General features: G+C 52.0%; 16 protein-coding genes and 1 other RNA gene. 10 read left to right on the top strand and 7 right to left on the bottom strand.

The window, feature by feature from the left end:
* Together ssrA and ppx are read right to left on the bottom strand one after the other, a co-directional pair.
* Positions 1–138: a transfer-messenger RNA gene (ssrA, locus tag ABYP33_RS12455) on the bottom strand; the annotation flags it as partial.
* Between the two features lie 35 nt (positions 139–173).
* Positions 174–1,685, bottom strand: a complete 1,512-nt coding sequence (gene ppx, locus ABYP33_RS12450; RefSeq protein WP_373091310.1) for an exopolyphosphatase — start codon at positions 1,683–1,685, stop codon at positions 174–176.
* A gap of 158 nt (positions 1,686–1,843) precedes the next feature.
* Here ppx and ppk1 point away from each other — a divergent pair, with 158 nt between their 5' ends.
* Positions 1,844–3,952: a polyphosphate kinase 1 gene (gene ppk1 / locus ABYP33_RS12445; protein ID WP_373091309.1), complete on the top strand. Its 2,109-nt coding sequence runs from the start codon at positions 1,844–1,846 to the stop codon at positions 3,950–3,952.
* 12 nt (positions 3,953–3,964) lie between these two features.
* Here the strand turns inward: ppk1 and ABYP33_RS12440 are convergent, their stop codons facing one another.
* The 3 genes from ABYP33_RS12440 to smpB are packed head-to-tail and all read right to left on the bottom strand — an operon-like array spanning position 3,965 to position 5,622.
* Positions 3,965–4,588 carry a methyltransferase gene (locus ABYP33_RS12440; protein WP_373091307.1) on the bottom strand — a complete coding sequence of 208 codons (624 nt, stop codon included), beginning with the start codon at positions 4,586–4,588 and terminating at the stop codon, positions 3,965–3,967.
* Positions 4,589–4,621: 33 nt separating this feature from the next.
* Positions 4,622–5,119, bottom strand: a complete 498-nt coding sequence (locus ABYP33_RS12435) for a histidine phosphatase family protein (protein WP_373091306.1) — start codon at positions 5,117–5,119, stop codon at positions 4,622–4,624.
* 23 nt (positions 5,120–5,142) lie between these two features.
* A complete protein-coding gene (gene smpB / locus ABYP33_RS12430) occupies positions 5,143–5,622 on the bottom strand; it encodes an SsrA-binding protein SmpB (RefSeq protein WP_373091304.1) in 480 nt (159 codons plus the stop codon).
* An 88-nt stretch (positions 5,623–5,710) separates the two neighbouring features.
* Here smpB and ABYP33_RS12425 point away from each other — a divergent pair, with 88 nt between their 5' ends.
* The 3 genes from ABYP33_RS12425 to ABYP33_RS12415 are packed head-to-tail and all read left to right on the top strand — an operon-like array spanning position 5,711 to position 7,837.
* The gene (locus ABYP33_RS12425) at positions 5,711–7,081 is read left to right on the top strand and encodes a sodium-dependent transporter (protein WP_373091302.1); all 1,371 of its coding nucleotides are present in this window, start codon (positions 5,711–5,713) and stop codon (positions 7,079–7,081) included.
* Positions 7,082–7,098: 17 nt separating this feature from the next.
* On the top strand, positions 7,099–7,533 hold the full coding sequence (locus tag ABYP33_RS12420) for a type II toxin-antitoxin system RatA family toxin (RefSeq protein ID WP_373091301.1): 435 nt from the start codon (positions 7,099–7,101) through the stop codon (positions 7,531–7,533).
* The gene (locus tag ABYP33_RS12415) at positions 7,523–7,837 is read left to right on the top strand and encodes an RnfH family protein (RefSeq protein WP_373091299.1); all 315 of its coding nucleotides are present in this window, start codon (positions 7,523–7,525) and stop codon (positions 7,835–7,837) included. The genes ABYP33_RS12420 and ABYP33_RS12415 overlap by 11 nt, the downstream gene beginning before the upstream one ends.
* On the opposite strand, the gene ABYP33_RS12410 is transcribed toward ABYP33_RS12415, so the two are convergent.
* Positions 7,838–8,251: an outer membrane protein assembly factor BamE gene (locus ABYP33_RS12410; RefSeq protein ID WP_373091298.1), complete on the bottom strand. Its 414-nt coding sequence runs from the start codon at positions 8,249–8,251 to the stop codon at positions 7,838–7,840. It abuts the gene before it with no gap.
* Positions 8,252–8,327: 76 nt separating this feature from the next.
* Between ABYP33_RS12410 and fur the strand changes: the two genes are divergently transcribed.
* Positions 8,328–8,744, top strand: a complete 417-nt coding sequence (gene fur, locus ABYP33_RS12405; RefSeq protein WP_373091296.1) for a ferric iron uptake transcriptional regulator — start codon at positions 8,328–8,330, stop codon at positions 8,742–8,744.
* 125 nt (positions 8,745–8,869) lie between these two features.
* Here fur and recN read toward each other — a convergent pair whose 3' ends face one another.
* Complete coding sequence (recN, locus tag ABYP33_RS12400) at positions 8,870–10,534, bottom strand: DNA repair protein RecN (RefSeq protein ID WP_373091294.1); 1,665 nt, start codon at positions 10,532–10,534, stop codon at positions 8,870–8,872.
* Positions 10,535–10,726: 192 nt separating this feature from the next.
* On the opposite strand from recN, the gene grpE reads away from it, so the two are divergent.
* The 5 genes from grpE (at position 10,727) to dapB (ending at position 16,981) form a co-directional block, all read left to right on the top strand.
* Entirely contained in the window at positions 10,727–11,323 is a 597-nt protein-coding gene (gene grpE / locus ABYP33_RS12395) for a nucleotide exchange factor GrpE (RefSeq protein WP_373091293.1), read from the top strand.
* A 120-nt stretch (positions 11,324–11,443) separates the two neighbouring features.
* Complete coding sequence (gene dnaK / locus ABYP33_RS12390) at positions 11,444–13,369, top strand: molecular chaperone DnaK (protein ID WP_373091292.1); 1,926 nt, start codon at positions 11,444–11,446, stop codon at positions 13,367–13,369.
* 181 nt (positions 13,370–13,550) lie between these two features.
* Positions 13,551–14,678 carry a molecular chaperone DnaJ gene (dnaJ, locus tag ABYP33_RS12385; RefSeq protein WP_373091291.1) on the top strand — a complete coding sequence of 376 codons (1,128 nt, stop codon included), beginning with the start codon at positions 13,551–13,553 and terminating at the stop codon, positions 14,676–14,678.
* 101 nt (positions 14,679–14,779) lie between these two features.
* On the top strand, positions 14,780–16,156 hold the full coding sequence (locus tag ABYP33_RS12380; protein ID WP_373091290.1) for a YihY/virulence factor BrkB family protein: 1,377 nt from the start codon (positions 14,780–14,782) through the stop codon (positions 16,154–16,156).
* Between the two features lie 18 nt (positions 16,157–16,174).
* Entirely contained in the window at positions 16,175–16,981 is an 807-nt protein-coding gene (gene dapB / locus ABYP33_RS12375; RefSeq protein WP_373091289.1) for a 4-hydroxy-tetrahydrodipicolinate reductase, read from the top strand.
* The last annotated feature ends 379 nt before the right edge of the window (positions 16,982–17,360 follow it).

Raw genomic sequence — 17,360 nt, 5'->3', positions numbered from 1 at the left:
TAACCGGGGTTTAAGCGGCTAGAGCGTAGTTGTCGTCGTTGGCAACTATTAGGTTTACAGCTTTGGATTAACGTGATTGGCTGTCATCACGGCATGCACCAGAAGTTTTGTAACCGGCGTCGAATCCAAATCGGCCCCAGATCGGTGATTGTACTCTTTTGGACTGTGTCCGGCTAGGATTGTTCACTGTGGTTTTGCTGGATGCTGAGTTTGATGTCTAAGCTTTTGTTGAGCAGTTCGGCTTCGTCGTCTAAATCGGCGGCAATGAGGGGGTTGGCGAGCAGCCAGTCTTCTGGGATGTTTATGCAGAGTTTGTTGGCGTCTTTGCTGCGTAAGGTGATGTTGGCGGGGAGTTGCTTGGCCTGCCTGCGGCGATAAAAAATGCAGGCTAAGCGCAGCACGCAAACCAGTGGCCAGTCGGCGCTTACACCGTAGCTGGGGTTGCCTACCGGTTTGGGTTTGCGGCGGTGGTTGGCCACCAAAAAGCTGAGGCGGGCTTGTTCTTGCCGAGAAAATCCGGGCATGTCGGCGTTGCCGAGTATATAGGCGCCGTGTTTGTGGTAGCTGCCGTGGGCAATGGCGAGGCCGAGTTCGTGGAGCTGGGCGGCCCAGCGCAGCAGGGGGCCTGCTTCGGTGTCGGGGGTGGTGATGTGGTCGGCCACGGCGGGTAGCCAGCGCGCGCAGAGTTCGGCAATGCGATTGCCCTGGGCGTCGTCAATGCTGTATTGGCTAATGAGTTGCTTAATGGTGTCTTCGCGCTTGTCGCGATGGTGAAGGCGGCCAGCAAGGTCGTGCACAATACCCTCGCGAATGGCATAGGCGGAGACGTGTAAGCCATCCATGCCGAGTTCTTCGAATAGGGCGTAGAGTACGGCGAAGCCCCCCACAAAGACGTCGCGGCGATCTTCGCTGAGGCCTTTTATATTCAGGTCGCGACTATTGCCTGCGTTCAGTACTTGGTTTTTGAGTTTTTCTAGGCCGTCGGCAGAAATATAGCCGGCTTCGCTGAGTTCTTGCTCGGCGAGAATTTTGCCAATGCTGCGAATGGTGCCAGAAGAGCCGACGACTTCTTGCCAGTGGCCACGAAAGGGTTCTACATAGGGGCCGATCATTTGTCTGGCGGCATTTACGGCCTTTTTAAAGGACTTCTCGTTAATGTCGCCATTTTTGAAGTAACGCATACTGAAACTGACACAGCCCATGGGCAGGCTTTCGAGTTGGCGGGGGGTGTTATTGCCCACCACCAGTTCGGTTGAACCGCCGCCGATGTCGATAACAAGGCGGTGCTTTTGTTCTGGAGCAAAATCGTTGGCCACGCCTAAGTAGACGAGACGGGCCTCTTCGGTGCCCGAGATAATATTGATGGGCAGCCCGAGTACCGCTTCGGCTTTGGTCATAAATTCAGCGGCGTTGCTGGCGGCGCGCAGCGTGTTAGTGCCCACTACGCGTATTTGGCGCCGAGGCACGCCGCGCAGGCGGTCGGCCATTTTGGCAAGGCTGTCGAGGGCACGGTCTTGGGCATCGTCGCTGAGGCGGCCGTCGTCGTCGAGACCTGCGGCTAATCTAACCATGTCTTTATGGCGGTCGATGACGCGAATTTTGTTGTCACTAAAGCTGGCAATAAGTAGGTGAAAGCTATTAGAACCGAGGTCGAGTGCCGCGTAAGAGTCGCTGTTTTGAGCCATGGTAGTATGAATTCCCTGTTGGCTGCACAGTGTATCGGCTGGGGGGCGTAAAATCGACTCTCGGCTGTTGTCATAAAAATGACCTGGGCGGTGGTTACACTAGCGTGTATTTTTTTTGTTACATTAATTAAAGGGATTAACAGAGAGGTAGGCAGGACGTGGACAGTACGTGGGTTGCCAAAGAATTGAGCTGGTTGTCATTTAATGAGCGGGTATTGCAGGAGGCTGCCGACCCCTCGGTGCCAATTATTCAGCGTATTCGCTATTTGGGTATTTTCTCGAATAATTTAGATGAGTTTTTCCGGGTGCGGGTGGCGGATGTGCGGCGTTTGGCGGCGTTCTCCGTCGCGTCTAAGCAAGATGAGTATAAAGCGCTGTTGGAAGAGATACGTCAGAAAGTACTGAAATTGCAGCAGCGCTTTGATGTGGTGTATCGGGAAAATTTAAAAGAGCTGCGCCGTCGTAAAATTTACCTTATTAATGAAAAGCAGTTAGACGAGGCGCAAACAAATTATGTGCGCTCGTATTTTCACTCGCATATTCAGCAAGAGCTCATTCCTATTATTCTTGATGATGCCAATCCTATTCCTGAGTTGAATGAGTCGTCTATCTATCTTGCTATTCGTTTGGGCTATGAGTCGCAGACTCGCTTTGCACTGTTAGAAATTCCTACCTCGCGGCTAGATCGTTTTATTCGGATTCCCGGTCGTAAGGGTAAGCGCGGAAAGGTGTTAATAGCGCTCGAGAATATGATTCGGGTGTGTTTGCCCGAGGTGTTTAGGGGGATTTTTCCGCTGGAGACGGCCGATGCCTACACCATTAAGCTAACCCGCGACGCGGAGTTGGAGCTGAGTGAAGAGGTTACTCACACCTTTGTAGAGAAGATGACCCAGAGCCTCAAACGCCGGAAAAAAGGCGACCCAGTGCGCTTTGTTTACGATGCGGCGATGCCCAATGATTTGTTAGATTATTTGGTCAAACGCATGGGCTTGGGTAAATTAGACTCGATGATTCCCGGTGGTCGCTACCACAACTCCAAAGACTTTATGCGCTTCCCGAACTTGGGTCCGGCGTATTTAGATGCCAAGCCGCTGCCGACAATTCCGGTGCCGGTGATTGATCAGGCCGCCAATATTTTAAGCTGTCTGCGCGAGCAGGATATTTTGCTGTACTACCCTTACCACAGTTTTAATTACCTGACCGATTTGCTTAAAACCGCCGCCATTGATCCGGCGGTTAAAAGTATTAAAGCGAGCTTGTACCGGGTGGCGTCGAATTCTCATGTGGTGGATGCGCTGCTTAATGCGGTGGCAAATCACAAAGACGTCACCGTGGTAGTTGAGTTGCAGGCGCGTTTCGACGAAGAGGCGAATATCGCCTTGTCGCAGCGCTTAACTGACGGCGGTGTAAACGTTATTTTGGGGGTGCCGGGCTTAAAGGTGCACAGTAAATTGATTTCGATTGTGCGCCAAGAAGGCAGTGTGCAACGCTTTTACACCCATGTCGGCACGGGTAATTTCAATGAAAAGACGGCCACGGTGTACACCGATTTTAGTTTGCTGACCTACGATCAAGCCATTGGCGACGAAGTGGCTAAGGTTTTCGACTTTATTGCTTACAATTACAAGCGCCACGAGTTTCATCACTTAGGGGTGTCGCCACTCAATAGTCGCGAGCGCTTATTGGCCTTGGTTAAAGCAGAAATACAAAATGCTAAGAAGGGTGATGAGTGTGGTATCACGCTTAAGTGCAATAATCTGGTCGACCGCGAGTTTATTGATTTACTGTACGAAGCCAGTGCGGCAGGTGTGCCGGTGCGTTTAATTGTGCGTGGTATGTGTTCGCTGGTGCCGGGCTTGGCCGGTTTAAGTGAAAATATTGAAGCGATTAGCATTGTTGATGGCTTTTTAGAGCATCCTCGGGTGTATATTTTTCGGAATGCTGGCGAGCCCCGCTACTTAATTTCCTCGGCCGATTTAATGACGCGCAATATTGATTTTCGGGTAGAGGTAACCTGCCCTATTTACAGTCAGCCCCTGCAAAAAATGTTGCAGTCGATTATCGATTTGCAGTGGGCCGACAATGTGAAAGCGCGGATTATTGACGCGTCTCAGAGCAATGGTTTTCGGGCGCGGAAAAAGAGCGGCGGTAAAATTCGCTCCCAAGGCCAAACCCATAAGTTTCTCAGCACCGGAAAGCTGCCGCGTTTGGCGAAGTTGGACTACCGGCCTCGGGTAAGCAAGCCGAAGAAGAAACACAAAAAATAAGGCGGCTAGTCGCTATTGCGAAATAATCAGTAGCTCGCCGCTGATTTTTTTAGGGCTGCGTATTTGGCGGCTAATCAGTTCTGCGTCAAACGCTTTTTGGCAGCGCTTAGCCAGCTTGTGAAAGGGTGGGCGACCGGGGTCGGCGATTATGATTTTGCCAACGCCGGCGTCGCGCGCCGCATTAATGGCCGAAAACAAGGGCTTAACCAGAGTATCCCAAAAGCAAATGTCGCCGCCTAGCATTAGGCTGTGGCCTTGCAGGTCTTCGATTTTTAGGTGTTCGTAGCGGGCGGTGCGGGTTTTGATTTTGACGTCGTTGAGTAAGGCGTGGGCCTCAAGATACGGAAATACGTGCTCGTCGGCGTCAATGGCGGTGACCTTGGCCTTGAAGTGTTGGGCGCAGGATATACCGAGAATACCCCAGCCACAGCCAATTTCGGTCATCTTGCTGCGTTTTTTAGGTGGGTTTTCGAGCAGGTAATCCATGATAAGAAATGAGGAACCCCACACTTGGTAGCCGTGTATTTCTGGCCCAGGCAGGTTGCGCTGCATTTTGCGGATTAGTTTGTGGCGCTTTTTGAGAATAAGAACGTCGTTAACAATACTAATGTCTTTTAAAACCGGGTTATCGGCCATTGCTGAGTTGCATCCTATACTTGATTGGTCGAGTTAGCGGAATTGTTTTGGGCGGATAATCTCGATGAGTTTGGCGCTGTCGGCAGGGAGTTGATCCCAGTACTCAATATTAATTTCCAGCTCCATAAAGCTACAGGTGCCAACGTGACTGATTTTGCCGTCGTATAAATAATTGGCGAGATCAGCTAGCGCAGGGTTGTGACCAATAATCACGGCGTGGTTTTGCGCTTGCGGCAGTTCTTTTATCCACGCGAGCAATTTAGGTGCTTCGAAGGTGTAAAGCGCTTCGTCGAAAGTAATGGTGGCGTCGTCAAATACGCTGGCGTCGGCTTGAAAACGTTTGAGGGTTTCCTGAGCGCGCTTTGCGGTGCTGCAGTAAACGTATTTGAAGAGGTGTTCGCGACGCTGGATTTCATTGGCAATCAGTTGGCAATCGCGCTTGCCGCGTTTGGTAATGGGGCGCTCAGCATCACTAAGCTGGTCGTCATCCCAACCGGATTTGGCATGACGTAACAGGTAAAGAGTTTTCATTGGCGTTGGCTAGCTAGCTCGGGTCAGGTGTTATGGTTGCGCACAATACGCATTTTTTGACGTTCCCAATCGCGGTTTTTTTCGGTTTCGCGCTTGTCGTGGTCTTGCTTACCCTTGGCCAAAGCAATCTCGGCTTTGATCATGTGCTTTTTCCAATATAAGGCCGTGCATACGCAGGTATAGCCTTTTTTCTGGACAGCTTCTTCCAGTTTGCGCAGTTCTTTGCTGTGAAGCAAGAGCTTGCGGGTACGAATTGGGTCGGTGACGAAATGCGTAGACGCGCTGGGCAGTGGCGTTATATTGCCGCCAAGCAGAAATGCCTCGCCATCTTTGAGGATTACGTAGGTGTCGACGATCTGAATCTTACCTTGTCGCAGGCTTTTAACTTCCCAACCCTGTAATACCAGGCCAGCTTCAAACTTGTCGGTAAGGGTGTAGTCGTGCCGCGACTTTTTGTTTAAGGCGATCGTACCGCTAGGGCTTTTGCTTTTGTTTTTACTCATGGTGGCGATTATAGAGGGAGTTGCTGGCAAAACCTATTGGGGTCAGGTAAAAAGACCGCTGCTTTGCAAAAATTGATGTTGACGGCATATGGCCTTAAAGAAACGAAAAATACAGGGTATCTGGTCTAGCCGCTGGACATTTCTGGCTGCTGCCACCGGTTTGGTGGTCAGTTTAGGCAATTTTTGGCGTACGCCGCAAGAGCTAGGGCACAACGGTGGCGGGGCGTTTCTGATTATTTACTTGGCTTGTGTGCTGTTGGTGATGTTGCCGATAGCGGTGGCCGAGGTGCGTATTGCGGTGCGGGCGCGAGGTAATCCAATTCACGCCGTGGATCAGCTGGCACATTATGCCAAGGCGAGTAAGTATTGGTCTTTGGTGACGCAGATGGCCAGCGTCACGGCATTGTTGTTGGCGGCCAATGGCGCGGTGGTGTCGGCGTGGTTATCGATTTATGTCGGCAAAATGGCCACCGGCGTGATGGATGGCGCTAGCTTAGATGTAGTGGCAGGGCAGTTTACCGATTTATTAGCCGCGCCGGATGTTATGCGCTTTTGGCAGCGATTGTTTGTGTTGCTGGCGATAGCACTGTCGGCGATGAATGTGGTGCGTGGCATGGCGGGGCTGTTGCGGGTGTTGTTACCGGTCTTGCTATTGGCGCTATTGAGTATTGTGTATTACAGCTATGCGCTGGGTGATTTTGCGTCTGCGGTGAAGTGGGTGTTCACCCTGCGAATGGATGATTTAAGCTGGCGTGGCGGCTTTTTTGCTTTGCAGCATGCTTTTTATACATTGTGTATTGGCACTGGCGCGCTGATGGCTTACGGCGCGTATTTCCCCTCGGGGCGATCGATTACTCGGCAGCTGTTTGTCCTGGTTATTATTGATGCCGGGGTATTGGTTTTGGCCGGTTTGGCAATCTTGGCCTTGGTGTTCGATCAGCATATTGTGCCGGGAAGCGGCCCTGCGCTGCTCTTTATTAGCTTGCCGTTTAGTTTTGGTAATTTGGTGTTTGGCGATATAGCGGGCACCGCGTTTTTTCTGCTGCTGGGTATTTTGTCGCTGACGACGGTGGTGGCGCTAATGGAGCCGACCGTGGCGTATTTGGTTGAGCGCTGGGCCTTTTGGCGACCTCTGGCAGCGCTGACTGCGGGGAGCCTGATTTTAATCTGCGGCGATTTAGCCATTTCCTCGTTGGCGCCATTCAGTGAGCTACGCTGGTTATCGCGCAGTTTTATGGAGTGGGTAGACATCGTGTCGGCTAATGTTTTGCTGCCGCTGTCGGCTTGGTGTTTTGTGCTGTTTGCCGCGTGGCGGGTGCCAAAGCTTGTTTACGGCGTGCGAGAAGGCTGGTTTGAAGGGCTGTTTTTTTGGATTTGGCAGGCCCTGTTGCGGTATATTGCGCCCCCTGCAATATTGCTGGTGCTCGTGGTGGGGCTCTATTTGCGAGTGACTGCGTAACATTATTGGAAAGTAGAATGACCGAAATTCGGCGCAGTGCGCTATTGCCTTATTCCTCAGGCATCATTTACCAGCTCATTAACGATGTTGAGGCCTACCCTCAGTATATGGATGGCTGTGTGGGTGCAGAAGTGCTCATCCGTCGTGAAGACCTTATGGAAGCCCGTTTAGATTTGGCGAAAGCGGGTATAAAATTGAGCTTCATTACACGTAACCAATTAAAGCATAACCGTAGTGTTAGCTTGAAATTGGTCGATGGCCCCTTTGATGACTTGCGCGGGGAGTGGACACTTCTCGCCTTGGGCGACGGGGCTTGCAAGGTAAGTTTGCACTTGCATTTTGTCTTGGCAAACAGTTTGGTTGGGGCGGCAACCAAGCAATTATTTAATTCGGTGGCCAATAATTTAGTGGATGCCCTAGTGAAGCGAGCAAATGCCCAGTATGGAAAATAATAAAACGATTCATGTCGAGGTGGCTTATGCGTTACCAGACAAGCAGCGCATTGTGGCCCTAGAATTGCCTGCGGGCACCACGGTTAGGGCGGCGGCAATGCAGTCGGGGCTGGATAAGCAGTTTGTTGAGCTGGATTTGAGCAGTGTCGATTTGGGGGTGTTTGGTAAAGGTGTGAGCAAACCCGAGGAGCAGCAATTGAAAAATGGTGATCGGGTAGAAATTTACCGACCGTTAATTGTTGATCCCAAAGAAGTGCGCAAGCAGCGGGCCGCCAAAGTAAAGGCCCGCAAGGCCGCTGGATAATTATTCAGCAGCCGGTGCTGGCACGGTAGCGGGGTTAGTTGCGGTGTTGCCGCCACTTGGCGCAGGTTCTGTTTCTTGGGGCTTAACGTCGCTTGGTTTGACGTCAGTGGTGAAATTCACCAGAGTGTCGCCGTCAAAGTAGACGGTTAACTGGTGGCGTTCTTTGGGTTCGTCAGGTTTGTTTAGCGTGTAGATGTAGTCCCAGCGGTTGGGGCTAAAGGTGTCGCGCACCATCGGCGTTCCCATTATGTATTCAACTTGGCTGCGACTCATGCCGACTTTAAGCTGATCGACCATTTCCGGGGTAATGATATTGCCCTGATCAATAGGTAGGCGGTAAACACCGGGGAATTCCAGAGAGCTACATGCTGCCAGTAATACAAGCAGGCATGTTGTGGCAAATCGTCTATACATGCTAAAGGGTTCCAATCGCTTACAGAGGCGTGGGATAATAACGCAATACCCACCGCAACGCTAAGGTCCAAGGCGCATGTCTATAGAAAATAAAGAGCTCCGCAAAGCAGGGCTCAAAGTTACCTTGCCTCGTGTCAAAATTTTGCAGTTACTGGAACAGGCTGAGAGCGACAATCAGCATTTCAGTGCAGAAGACGTCTATCGCGCGCTGATGGAGTCTGGCGAGGATGTAGGTTTAGCAACAGTTTACCGTGTACTCACCCAGTTTGAAGCTGCGGGCTTGGTGGTCCGGCACAATTTTGAAGCAGGCCACTCGGTTTTTGAGCTTGAAAAAGGCGATCATCACGATCATATCGTGTGCCTTGAAACGGGCGAGGTCATTGAATTTTGCGACGACGTCATTGAAACACGTCAGCGTCAACTGGTGGCCGAGCGCGGCTATGAGCTGGTTGATCATAGCTTGGTTTTGTATGTGAAGCCGAAGAAAGGCTAGTCGGACGTCGGGTGTCTGAGGTCTGACGAAAAGGCTAAAAGCCTTAACCTCAAGCAACTTTCGTCACGCTTGCCGGTGCGAGTATTTAGCATCCGACGTCAGACGCTCGACATCCGACGAACCAGTTAATGCCTTACCCCCAGCATCTCCCGCGCATGTGCCAAGGTATTCTCGGTAATCGCGATACCGCCTAACATCCGTGCAATCTCGTCAATTTTCTGTTCGTCTTTGAGCGGCTCTAGCTCGGTGCGGAGATGTTTCTTGTTACCTACTTTTTGCACGAGGATGTGGTGGTCGCCTTGGCTGGCCACTTGGGGTTGGTGGGTGACGCAGAGTACTTGGCTGCGTTGGCCGAGTTCTTTTAGCAGTTTGCCAACGATTTCGGCGGTGGCGCCACCAATGCCCACGTCGACTTCGTCAAAGACAATGGTGGGTATTGCGGCAACTTGGGCGGTGACCACTTGTATAGCGAGGCTGATCCGCGATAGCTCACCACCTGAGGCGATTTTGTTTAATGGGCCTTTGGCTGCGGCTGGGTTGGTGCTAATGAGGATTTCAACCTCCTCTCGGCCGCCGCTGTGGGGTTCGTCGCTAAGTGCGTGCAGGGCAAAGTCGACTTCGCAGTGTTTCATGCTCAGGGCGCGCAGCTGTTCTTCTACCCGTTTTTTCATGGTGGCGGCGGCTTTGCGGCGCTTGTCGCTCAGCTTGGCGGCTTTGTCATTGTAGGTTTTTAATGATTCTTGTTGCTCGGCGCGGAGCTGTTCTAGCTTTTCGTCGCTGGCATTCAGGCCTTCGAGTTGCTCTGCTAGTGATGCGTGCAGGGCTGGGAGTTCGCTGGCTTGTAGGTGGTGTTTGCGTGCAGTTTGGTAAATGGCGTCGAGACGGCTCTCGGTTTCTGCTAGGCGATCAGGGTCTAGCTCGACACTGTCGATGACATTTTGCAGCTCGCGCGCGGCCTCTTCAATTTGAATGCGGGCGCTCTCCATTAATTGGGCAGCATTTTCTTGGGCGGCGCAGCGGTGCTGGCTGCTATTTAGTGAGGACAGGGCTTGATGGAGTATGCCCATGGCATTGACCTCGCCCTCGCGGCATAGCTGTAAGCTGTGGTGATTGGCAGCGAGAATCTGCTCGGCATTGGCCAGCTGCTTTTGCTGGTTTTCGAGTTCTTCTAGCTCATTGGGCTGAAGGTTGAGCCGGTTCAATTCTTCTAGTTGGTAGCGAAGTAATTGTTCTTGGGCGTTTTGTTCCGCTACGTTGCTTTCAAGTGTGGTAAGTGTCTTGCTGCTGCGCTGGTAGTTGGTGCAGTGCTCGCTAACCTGTTGGGCGAGCGCAGTGGTGCCCGCAAAGGCGTCGAGCAATTCGCGCTGATAAGGCTTTTGTAATAGTGATTGGTGGGCGTGCTGGCTGTGGATATCTATTAATAAGCTGCCGAATTCGCGGACATCTTGCAGGGTGACAGGTTGACCATTGATGTAGGCGCGGGAGCGACCCTCGCTGGTGATCACGCGTCGCAGCAGGCATTCGTTGTCACTATCGAAATCGTGGGCTGTTAGCCAAGCGGCGGCGGCCGGGATTTGGCTGATTTCAAATAGCGCGTGAATGTCGGTGCGGTCTGCGCCGGGGCGGACAATGCCCGGGTCAGCGCGGTCGCCCAGGGCGAGGCCTAAGGCGTCGAGCATAATGGATTTGCCTGCGCCAGTTTCGCCGGTGAGTACGGTCATGCCGGGGTGCAGTTCAATGTCGAGGCTTTCGGTTATGGCGTAATTGCTGATATGAAGGTGGCTCAGCATAATGCTCTCTCACGGTGGATGTGGGAAATTGTCTGTATATTTATACAGTAAATTGCTGTGGCTGAGCAAGTGTTGGTAAATTAAGGTGCTGATTTTTTTTGCGCCTGCCTTGAAATAGTTTGCTGCAGCCCCATATCCCAGTCAGCGCGGCCATGCTGCCGCAAGTGTATAGGCGTGTAGGAGACTGTTTACGTGGCAGAAGATCAGGATAAATCAGCATCGCAAGATGAGGATGCTCAAGTAGAAGCGATTGTTGGCGAGATTCAAGATGCGCTTGATGGAGCTGAGGCTGAGCAGGCGTCCGCGCCGGTTGAAGAAAAGAGCCTTGAAGTGCAGCTGGACGAGGCTAAGCAGGCTGCCGCTGAAGCTAAAGAGCAGGCGCTGCGGGCGGTTGCTGATGCTCAGAATATCCGCCGCCGTGCCGAGAAAGATGCGGAAAACGCCCGTAAGTTTGCCTTGGAGAAGTTTGCTGGCGATATGCTGGTGGTAGCCGATAACCTTGACCGTGCCTTGGCATCCGCTGACAGGGATAATGAGTCTTTAAAGCCGATGATCGAAGGGGTGGAGTTGACGCATAAGTCGATGCTCGACGCCTTGGCTCGTCACAATGTGGTGCAGCTCAATCCGGTGGGTGAGCCCTTTAATCCTGAGTTTCATCAGGCCATGGCGATGGTGCCAAACCCCGATGTTGAGCCAAATTCAGTGATGGATGTAATGCAGAAGGGTTTCACTTTGAATGGTCGCTTATTGCGTCCAGCCATGGTGGTGGTCGCTAAAGCCCCGGAATAATTTTTAAAATTGTGTAAAAAATGGTCTATGCCCCCTTGAAAAGTGCGGATAAGGGCCAATATCTGACAACAAGACATAGTGTTCGCCAAAAGTGGCGACTAGGTAAATCGGAGATTTAACATGGGTAAAATAATCGGTATAGATTTGGGTACCACTAACTCTTGTGTTGCTGTTATGGATGGCGACAAGGTTAAGGTTATCGAGAATGCAGAAGGTACACGCACCACTCCTTCGATTGTTGCTTACACTGAAGACAAAGAGATTCTGGTTGGTCAGAGCGCTAAGCGTCAGGCCGTTACCAATCCGCATAACACCCTGTATGCGGTGAAACGCTTGATCGGTCGTCGCTTTGAAGATGACGTGGTTCAAAAAGACATTAAGATGGTGCCCTACAATATCTGCAAAGCCGATAACGGCGACGCGTGGGTAGAAGTGAAAGGCGAGAAAATGGCGCCACCGCAGGTTTCTGCGGAAATTCTTAAGAAAATGAAGAAGACCGCTGAAGACTACTTGGGTGAGAAAGTTACCGAAGCGGTGATCACTGTACCGGCTTATTTTAATGACTCTCAGCGTCAGGCAACTAAAGACGCTGGTCGTATTGCCGGTCTGGATGTAAAGCGTATTATTAACGAGCCTACTGCAGCGGCATTGGCCTACGGTATGGACAAGTCTAAAGGTGATCGCACCATTGCGGTATACGACTTGGGTGGTGGTACCTTTGATATTTCGATTATTGAAATTGCTGAAGTCGATGGTGAGCATCAGTTTGAAGTGCTGTCGACTAACGGCGACACCTTTTTAGGTGGTGAAGATTTCGATATGCGCCTGATCGATTATTTGGCGGAAGAGTTCAAGAAAGAAAACAGTATTGATCTGAAGGGTGATTCACTGGCTGTGCAGCGTCTGAAAGAAGCCGCAGAAAAGGCCAAAATCGAGCTGTCTTCTAGTCAGCAGACTGAAATCAATCTGCCCTACATCACTGCCGATGCGACTGGTCCTAAGCACTTGGTTGTGAAGTTGAGTCGCGCTAAGCTGGAATCACTGGTTGGCGATTTGGTTGCCCGTTCACTTGAGCCAATGAAAGTGGCTCTGAAAGATGCTGGTTTGTCTGCATCTGAAATTGACGAAATTATTTTGGTTGGTGGTCAGACTCGCATGCCTTTGGTGCAAGCCAAGGTCACTGAGTTTTTTGGCAAAGAAGCGCGTCGCGATGTAAACCCTGACGAAGCGGTTGCCATGGGCGCTGCCCTGCAAGGCGCGGTACTGTCTGGCGAGGTGAAGGATGTGCTTCTGCTTGACGTTACTCCGCTGAGCCTGGGTATTGAAACCATGGGTGGCGTGGCGACGCACCTGATTGAGAAAAACACCACGATTCCCACTAAGAAATCACAGGTGTTCTCAACCGCAGAGGATAATCAGTCTGCTGTAACGATTCACGTTGTGCAGGGTGAGCGTAAGCAAGCCAGCGCCAACAAATCGCTGGGTCGTTTCGACTTGACCGACATTCCACCTGCGCCACGTGGTTTGCCGCAAATCGAAGTAACTTTTGATATCGATGCCAACGGTATTTTGCATGTATCTGCTAAAGACAAGGCAACTGGTAAAGAGCAGTCTATTCGCATCACGGCCTCAAGTGGTTTAAGCGATGAAGAGATCGAGCAAATGGTGCGCGACGCTGAAGCAAATGCTGAAGCTGACAAAAAGTTCGAGGCGCTGGTTGTAGCGCGCAACACGGCTGAAGGCATGGCGAATGCGACTCGCAAAACCTTGGAAGAAGCTGGTGATAAGGCTTCTGATGAGGAAAAAGCGGCTATCGAAGCGGCGCTGACTGAAGTTGACGAAGCGCTTAAGAGCGATGATGTTGAGGTGATTGAAGCGGCTACCAAGAAACTGACTGAGGCGTCTGGTGGCTTGGCAGAAAAAATGTATGCCGAGCAAGCTGCGCAGGCGCAAGCGGAAGGCGGCGCCGAGTCCGCTCAAGCGGGTGGCGCAGATGACGTAGTCGATGCTGAGTTTGAAGAAGTAAAAGACGACGACAAGAAGTAAGCTCGACGCGAGGCGGTGCCTCGCTTGAGTGTAACGCTGGACGGGAGACGGAAGACGCAAAGGCCAAGGTCAGCGTGTTTTGCGATCTCCCGTTTGGCATGAGGGGTAGAATCATTTATAGGGGTAGTGGGTGACACGTTAAAAAGCGTCTCCTGCCTCCCGTTTAGCGTGAAGCGAAGCTATGTCAAAACGAGATTATTACGAAATTCTGGGCGTGTCCCGCGACGCAGACAGCAAGGATATTAAAAAAGCCTATCGTCGTATCGCGATGAAAAATCACCCCGACCGTAACCCCGAAGATCCCAAGGCGGACGATATCTTCAAGGAGGCCACTGAGGCTTACGAAGTGTTGTCTAGCGAGGAAAAGCGTGAGGCCTATGATCGTTTCGGCCATGAAGGCGTTAATGCGGGTGGCGGTTTCGGTGGCGGAGGTGGCGCTGGCGGTTTTAGCGATATCTTTGGTGATGTGTTTGGCGATATTTTTGGCGGTGGTGGCGGTGGTCGTCAGCGCGGTCCGCAGCGCGGCTCTGACTTGCGCTATACCCTCGATATTGATCTGGAGCAGGCGGTACACGGTTCCACGGCCAAGATTCGCATCCCAACGCTGGTTGCGTGTAAGCCCTGTGATGGTAGTGGTGCGAAAAAGGGCAGTAAGCCGGTCACCTGTAGTACCTGTAATGGTGTTGGTCAGGTGCGTATGCAGCAAGGCTTTTTTGCCGTGCAGCAAGCTTGTCCTCATTGTCGCGGTTCAGGCACTATCATTGCCGATCCATGCACAAGTTGCCGTGGCGAGGGTCGGGTTGAAGAGACCAAGACCCTGTCCGTGAAAGTGCCCGCAGGCGTTGATACTGGCGATCGCATTCGCTTGACCGGTGAAGGTGAGGCCAGTCCTAATGGCGGCCCAGCGGGCGATTTGTATGTGCAAATGCAGGTGCGGCCTCACGCGATCTTTAAGCGCGATGGCAAAAACCTCCACTGTGATGTGCCAATTAGCTTTGCCGATGCAGCGCTGGGTGGCGAATTGGATGTGCCGACGCTAGAGGGTCGGGTTAAGCTTAAAATACCGCCAGAGACGCAAACCGGAAAATCCTTTCGTCTGCGTGGCAAGGGTATTACCCCTGTGCGCGGTGGCAGTACGGGCGATCTAATTTGCAAGGTGACCGTTGAAACACCGGTGTCATTAAACAAGCGTCAGAAAGAGCTATTGCAAGAGCTGCAGGCGAGTCTTGCGGGTGACGACAAGCAGTCGCCTCGCGCAAAAAGCTGGTTTGACGGTGTAAAAACCTTTTTTGATGATATGAAAATCTGATTTCATCAATCTTGCTCGGGGGCTGATTTGCTGAATCGGTCCTCGACTTCCCCTCTGTTTTTCTCCATTCTGAGCTGCATATAAAAGCCGCGGAAATACGTATGGATAAGACCCTTAATCAATTCGTTGCCAATTATCTGTGGTCTGAGAAGGTCGCTGACTATTCTGCGCCGCGCCGAAAATTGATTCACTTGCTGCGCTATGTGTACGTGGTGCTGGATGATCTTGCCAGGGGCGAGCTAACCCTGCGGGCCATGAGTTTGGTGTACACCACCTTGCTGTCGTTGGTGCCAATGATGGCGGTGAGCTTTTCGGTGCTCAAAGCCTTTGGTATGCACAATAAGCAGTTGCAGCCGATTATGCTGCAGTTTTTGGCGCCGATGGGCGCGCAGGGCGTGGAGATTACCGACAAAATCATCGGCTTTATCGATAATATTAAAATCGGTGTGCTTGGTACCTTCGGTGTGGCGCTATTGTTTTACACCGCAATTTCGCTCATTCAAAAGGTCGAGGCTACCTTCAATTATATTTGGCGTTTAGATCAGCACCGCAGTATTGGGCGTCGCTTCGCTGACTACGGCAGTGTGATGCTGATCGGGCCGCTATTGGTGTTCTCAGCGATTGGCTTGTCGGCCAGTGTGCTGAGTGGCAGCTTTGTGCAGGCTATTAGTCATCAGCTGCCGTTCATGCAGTATTTGATTACCTTTGCTACCGAAGCTGCGCCCTATTTAATGATCATTGCGGCCTTTAGCTTCTTTTATATGTTCATTCCTAACACTCGCGTGACCGTGCGAGCGGGATTGATTGCCGGGGTGGTGTCTGGCTTTTTGTTTCAAAGTTTAGGCTGGGGCTTTGGCAGCGTAGTGGTGTCGGCCAGTGGTAGCGGGACTTATGCAATTTATTCGGGCTTTGCCATTCTCATTTTGTTTATGATGTGGATGTACATCAGTTGGCTCATCTTGCTGGTGGGCAGCAGTGTGGCATTTTATGTTCAGCACCCTGAGTATGTTGCGCCGACGCGGCGCAGCGGTGATTTAAGTATTAAGCAGCGAGAGGTTTTGGCCCTGCAAATTATGGGGGTGATTGCTGAACGTCATTACAAGTTGCGTAAACCCTTTTCGGCCAGTGATTTTGTGTTGCGTTTGCGCGTTCAGATTCAGGGTGTGACTAAGGTGTTGCGGGCGCTGAAGGAGGCTGGTCTAATCACCGAGAATAGTGAAGAGCCTGCCCGTTATTTACCGAATGTGCCGCTTGAAAAAACCAGTTTAAAGCAAGTTATTGATGCCGTGCGCAGTGAGGGTAATGCCTCAATGCTGGGTTTGGGTGTGCCCCGCAGGCCAGTGCACGGCGTGGTGGCGGTGACTAAAGCGATTGATGATGCCCTAGACGCTGCTTTGGCGGCGACCAGTGTGCGGGATATGGCAATTGAAGATGACGGTTCGGCGCCTGATGGCGCTGAGGCTGGCAAGAACAATTAAATTGAGTGTGGTGAGAATATGACAGTACGGGTAGCAGTAACGGGCGCCGCCGGGCGGATGGGGAAGATTCTGATTGAGGCCATCGCCCTCAATGAGGCTTGCGTATTGGCAGCGGCGATTGAGCGCCCGGAGAGTTCCTTGATTGGCGCCGATGCAGGTGAGTTGGCGGGCTTAGGCAAAAATGGCGTCACGCTTGTGGGTGACTTGAATGCTGTGCTCGACGATTTCGATGTGCTGATCGATTTTACGGTGCCAGCGGCTACTCTGGCGAATGCTCGCTTGTGCGGTGGCGCCGGTAAGTCCATGGTTATTGGCACCACCGGCTTTAATACTGAGCAAAAAGCCGAGCTTGAAGCGGCTATTGCCCCGATTGCGATTTGCCAGGCGTCTAATTTCAGTACCGGTGTGAATCTGTGCTTTAAATTGCTGGATATGGCAGCGCGGGTCTTGGGTGATGACGTTGATATTGAAATTGTAGAAGCGCACCACCGCCATAAGGTTGACGCGCCGTCTGGCACGGCCTTGAGTATGGGGCATGTGGTGGCCGATGCCTTGGGTCGAGACTTGGAAAAGGTCGCGGTATACGGTCGCGAGGGTCAAACTGGCGCCCGCGAGCGCGAGACCATTGGCTTTGCCACGGTGCGCGGCGGCGATGTGGTGGGCGATCATACGGTGTCCTTCTTTGCTGAGGGTGAGCGTGTTGAAATCACTCACAAAGCCAGCTCGCGGATGTCTTTTGGTCGTGGCGCAGTGCGTGCGGCGGCATGGGTGAGCGCGCAAGCGGCAGGCCGTTACGATATGCAGGATGTGCTAGGTCTTAAATAAGGCGTGGTCTTTGTGCGCTAAAAGTCAGATTTTAGCCTGAAATGACGCTAAGCTCGCTATTGCTGGTATTTATTGCGGTGGACGAGCGGGGGTGGTTTCGCGTAAAATCGCGCATCAGATTAGGGTGCCGAGCTTAATAAGCTCCGTATCCCCGCAAGGAGCGAGGTGAAGTACGTCTTCATCTCGCTTTTTTGCACGCGTATTTTCCTCTGTGGTTCTTTGGTTGTCGTTCCGGCGGGTATGTCGGTGGCAACTCTCGGCCGCAAGTTTGATCTAGGAGGTAGTCTTGACGGTTCCAGCCATACTTGCCCTCGAAGACGGCAGCATATTCCGGGGCATCGCTATTGGTGCCGAAGGGCATTCGGTTGGCGAGGTCGTG

It is taken from the genome of Zhongshania sp., assembly GCF_041584495.1.
Lineage (GTDB): Bacteria > Pseudomonadota > Gammaproteobacteria > Pseudomonadales > Spongiibacteraceae > Spongiibacter.
This window is presented reverse-complemented; position numbering and strand designations above follow the sequence as displayed.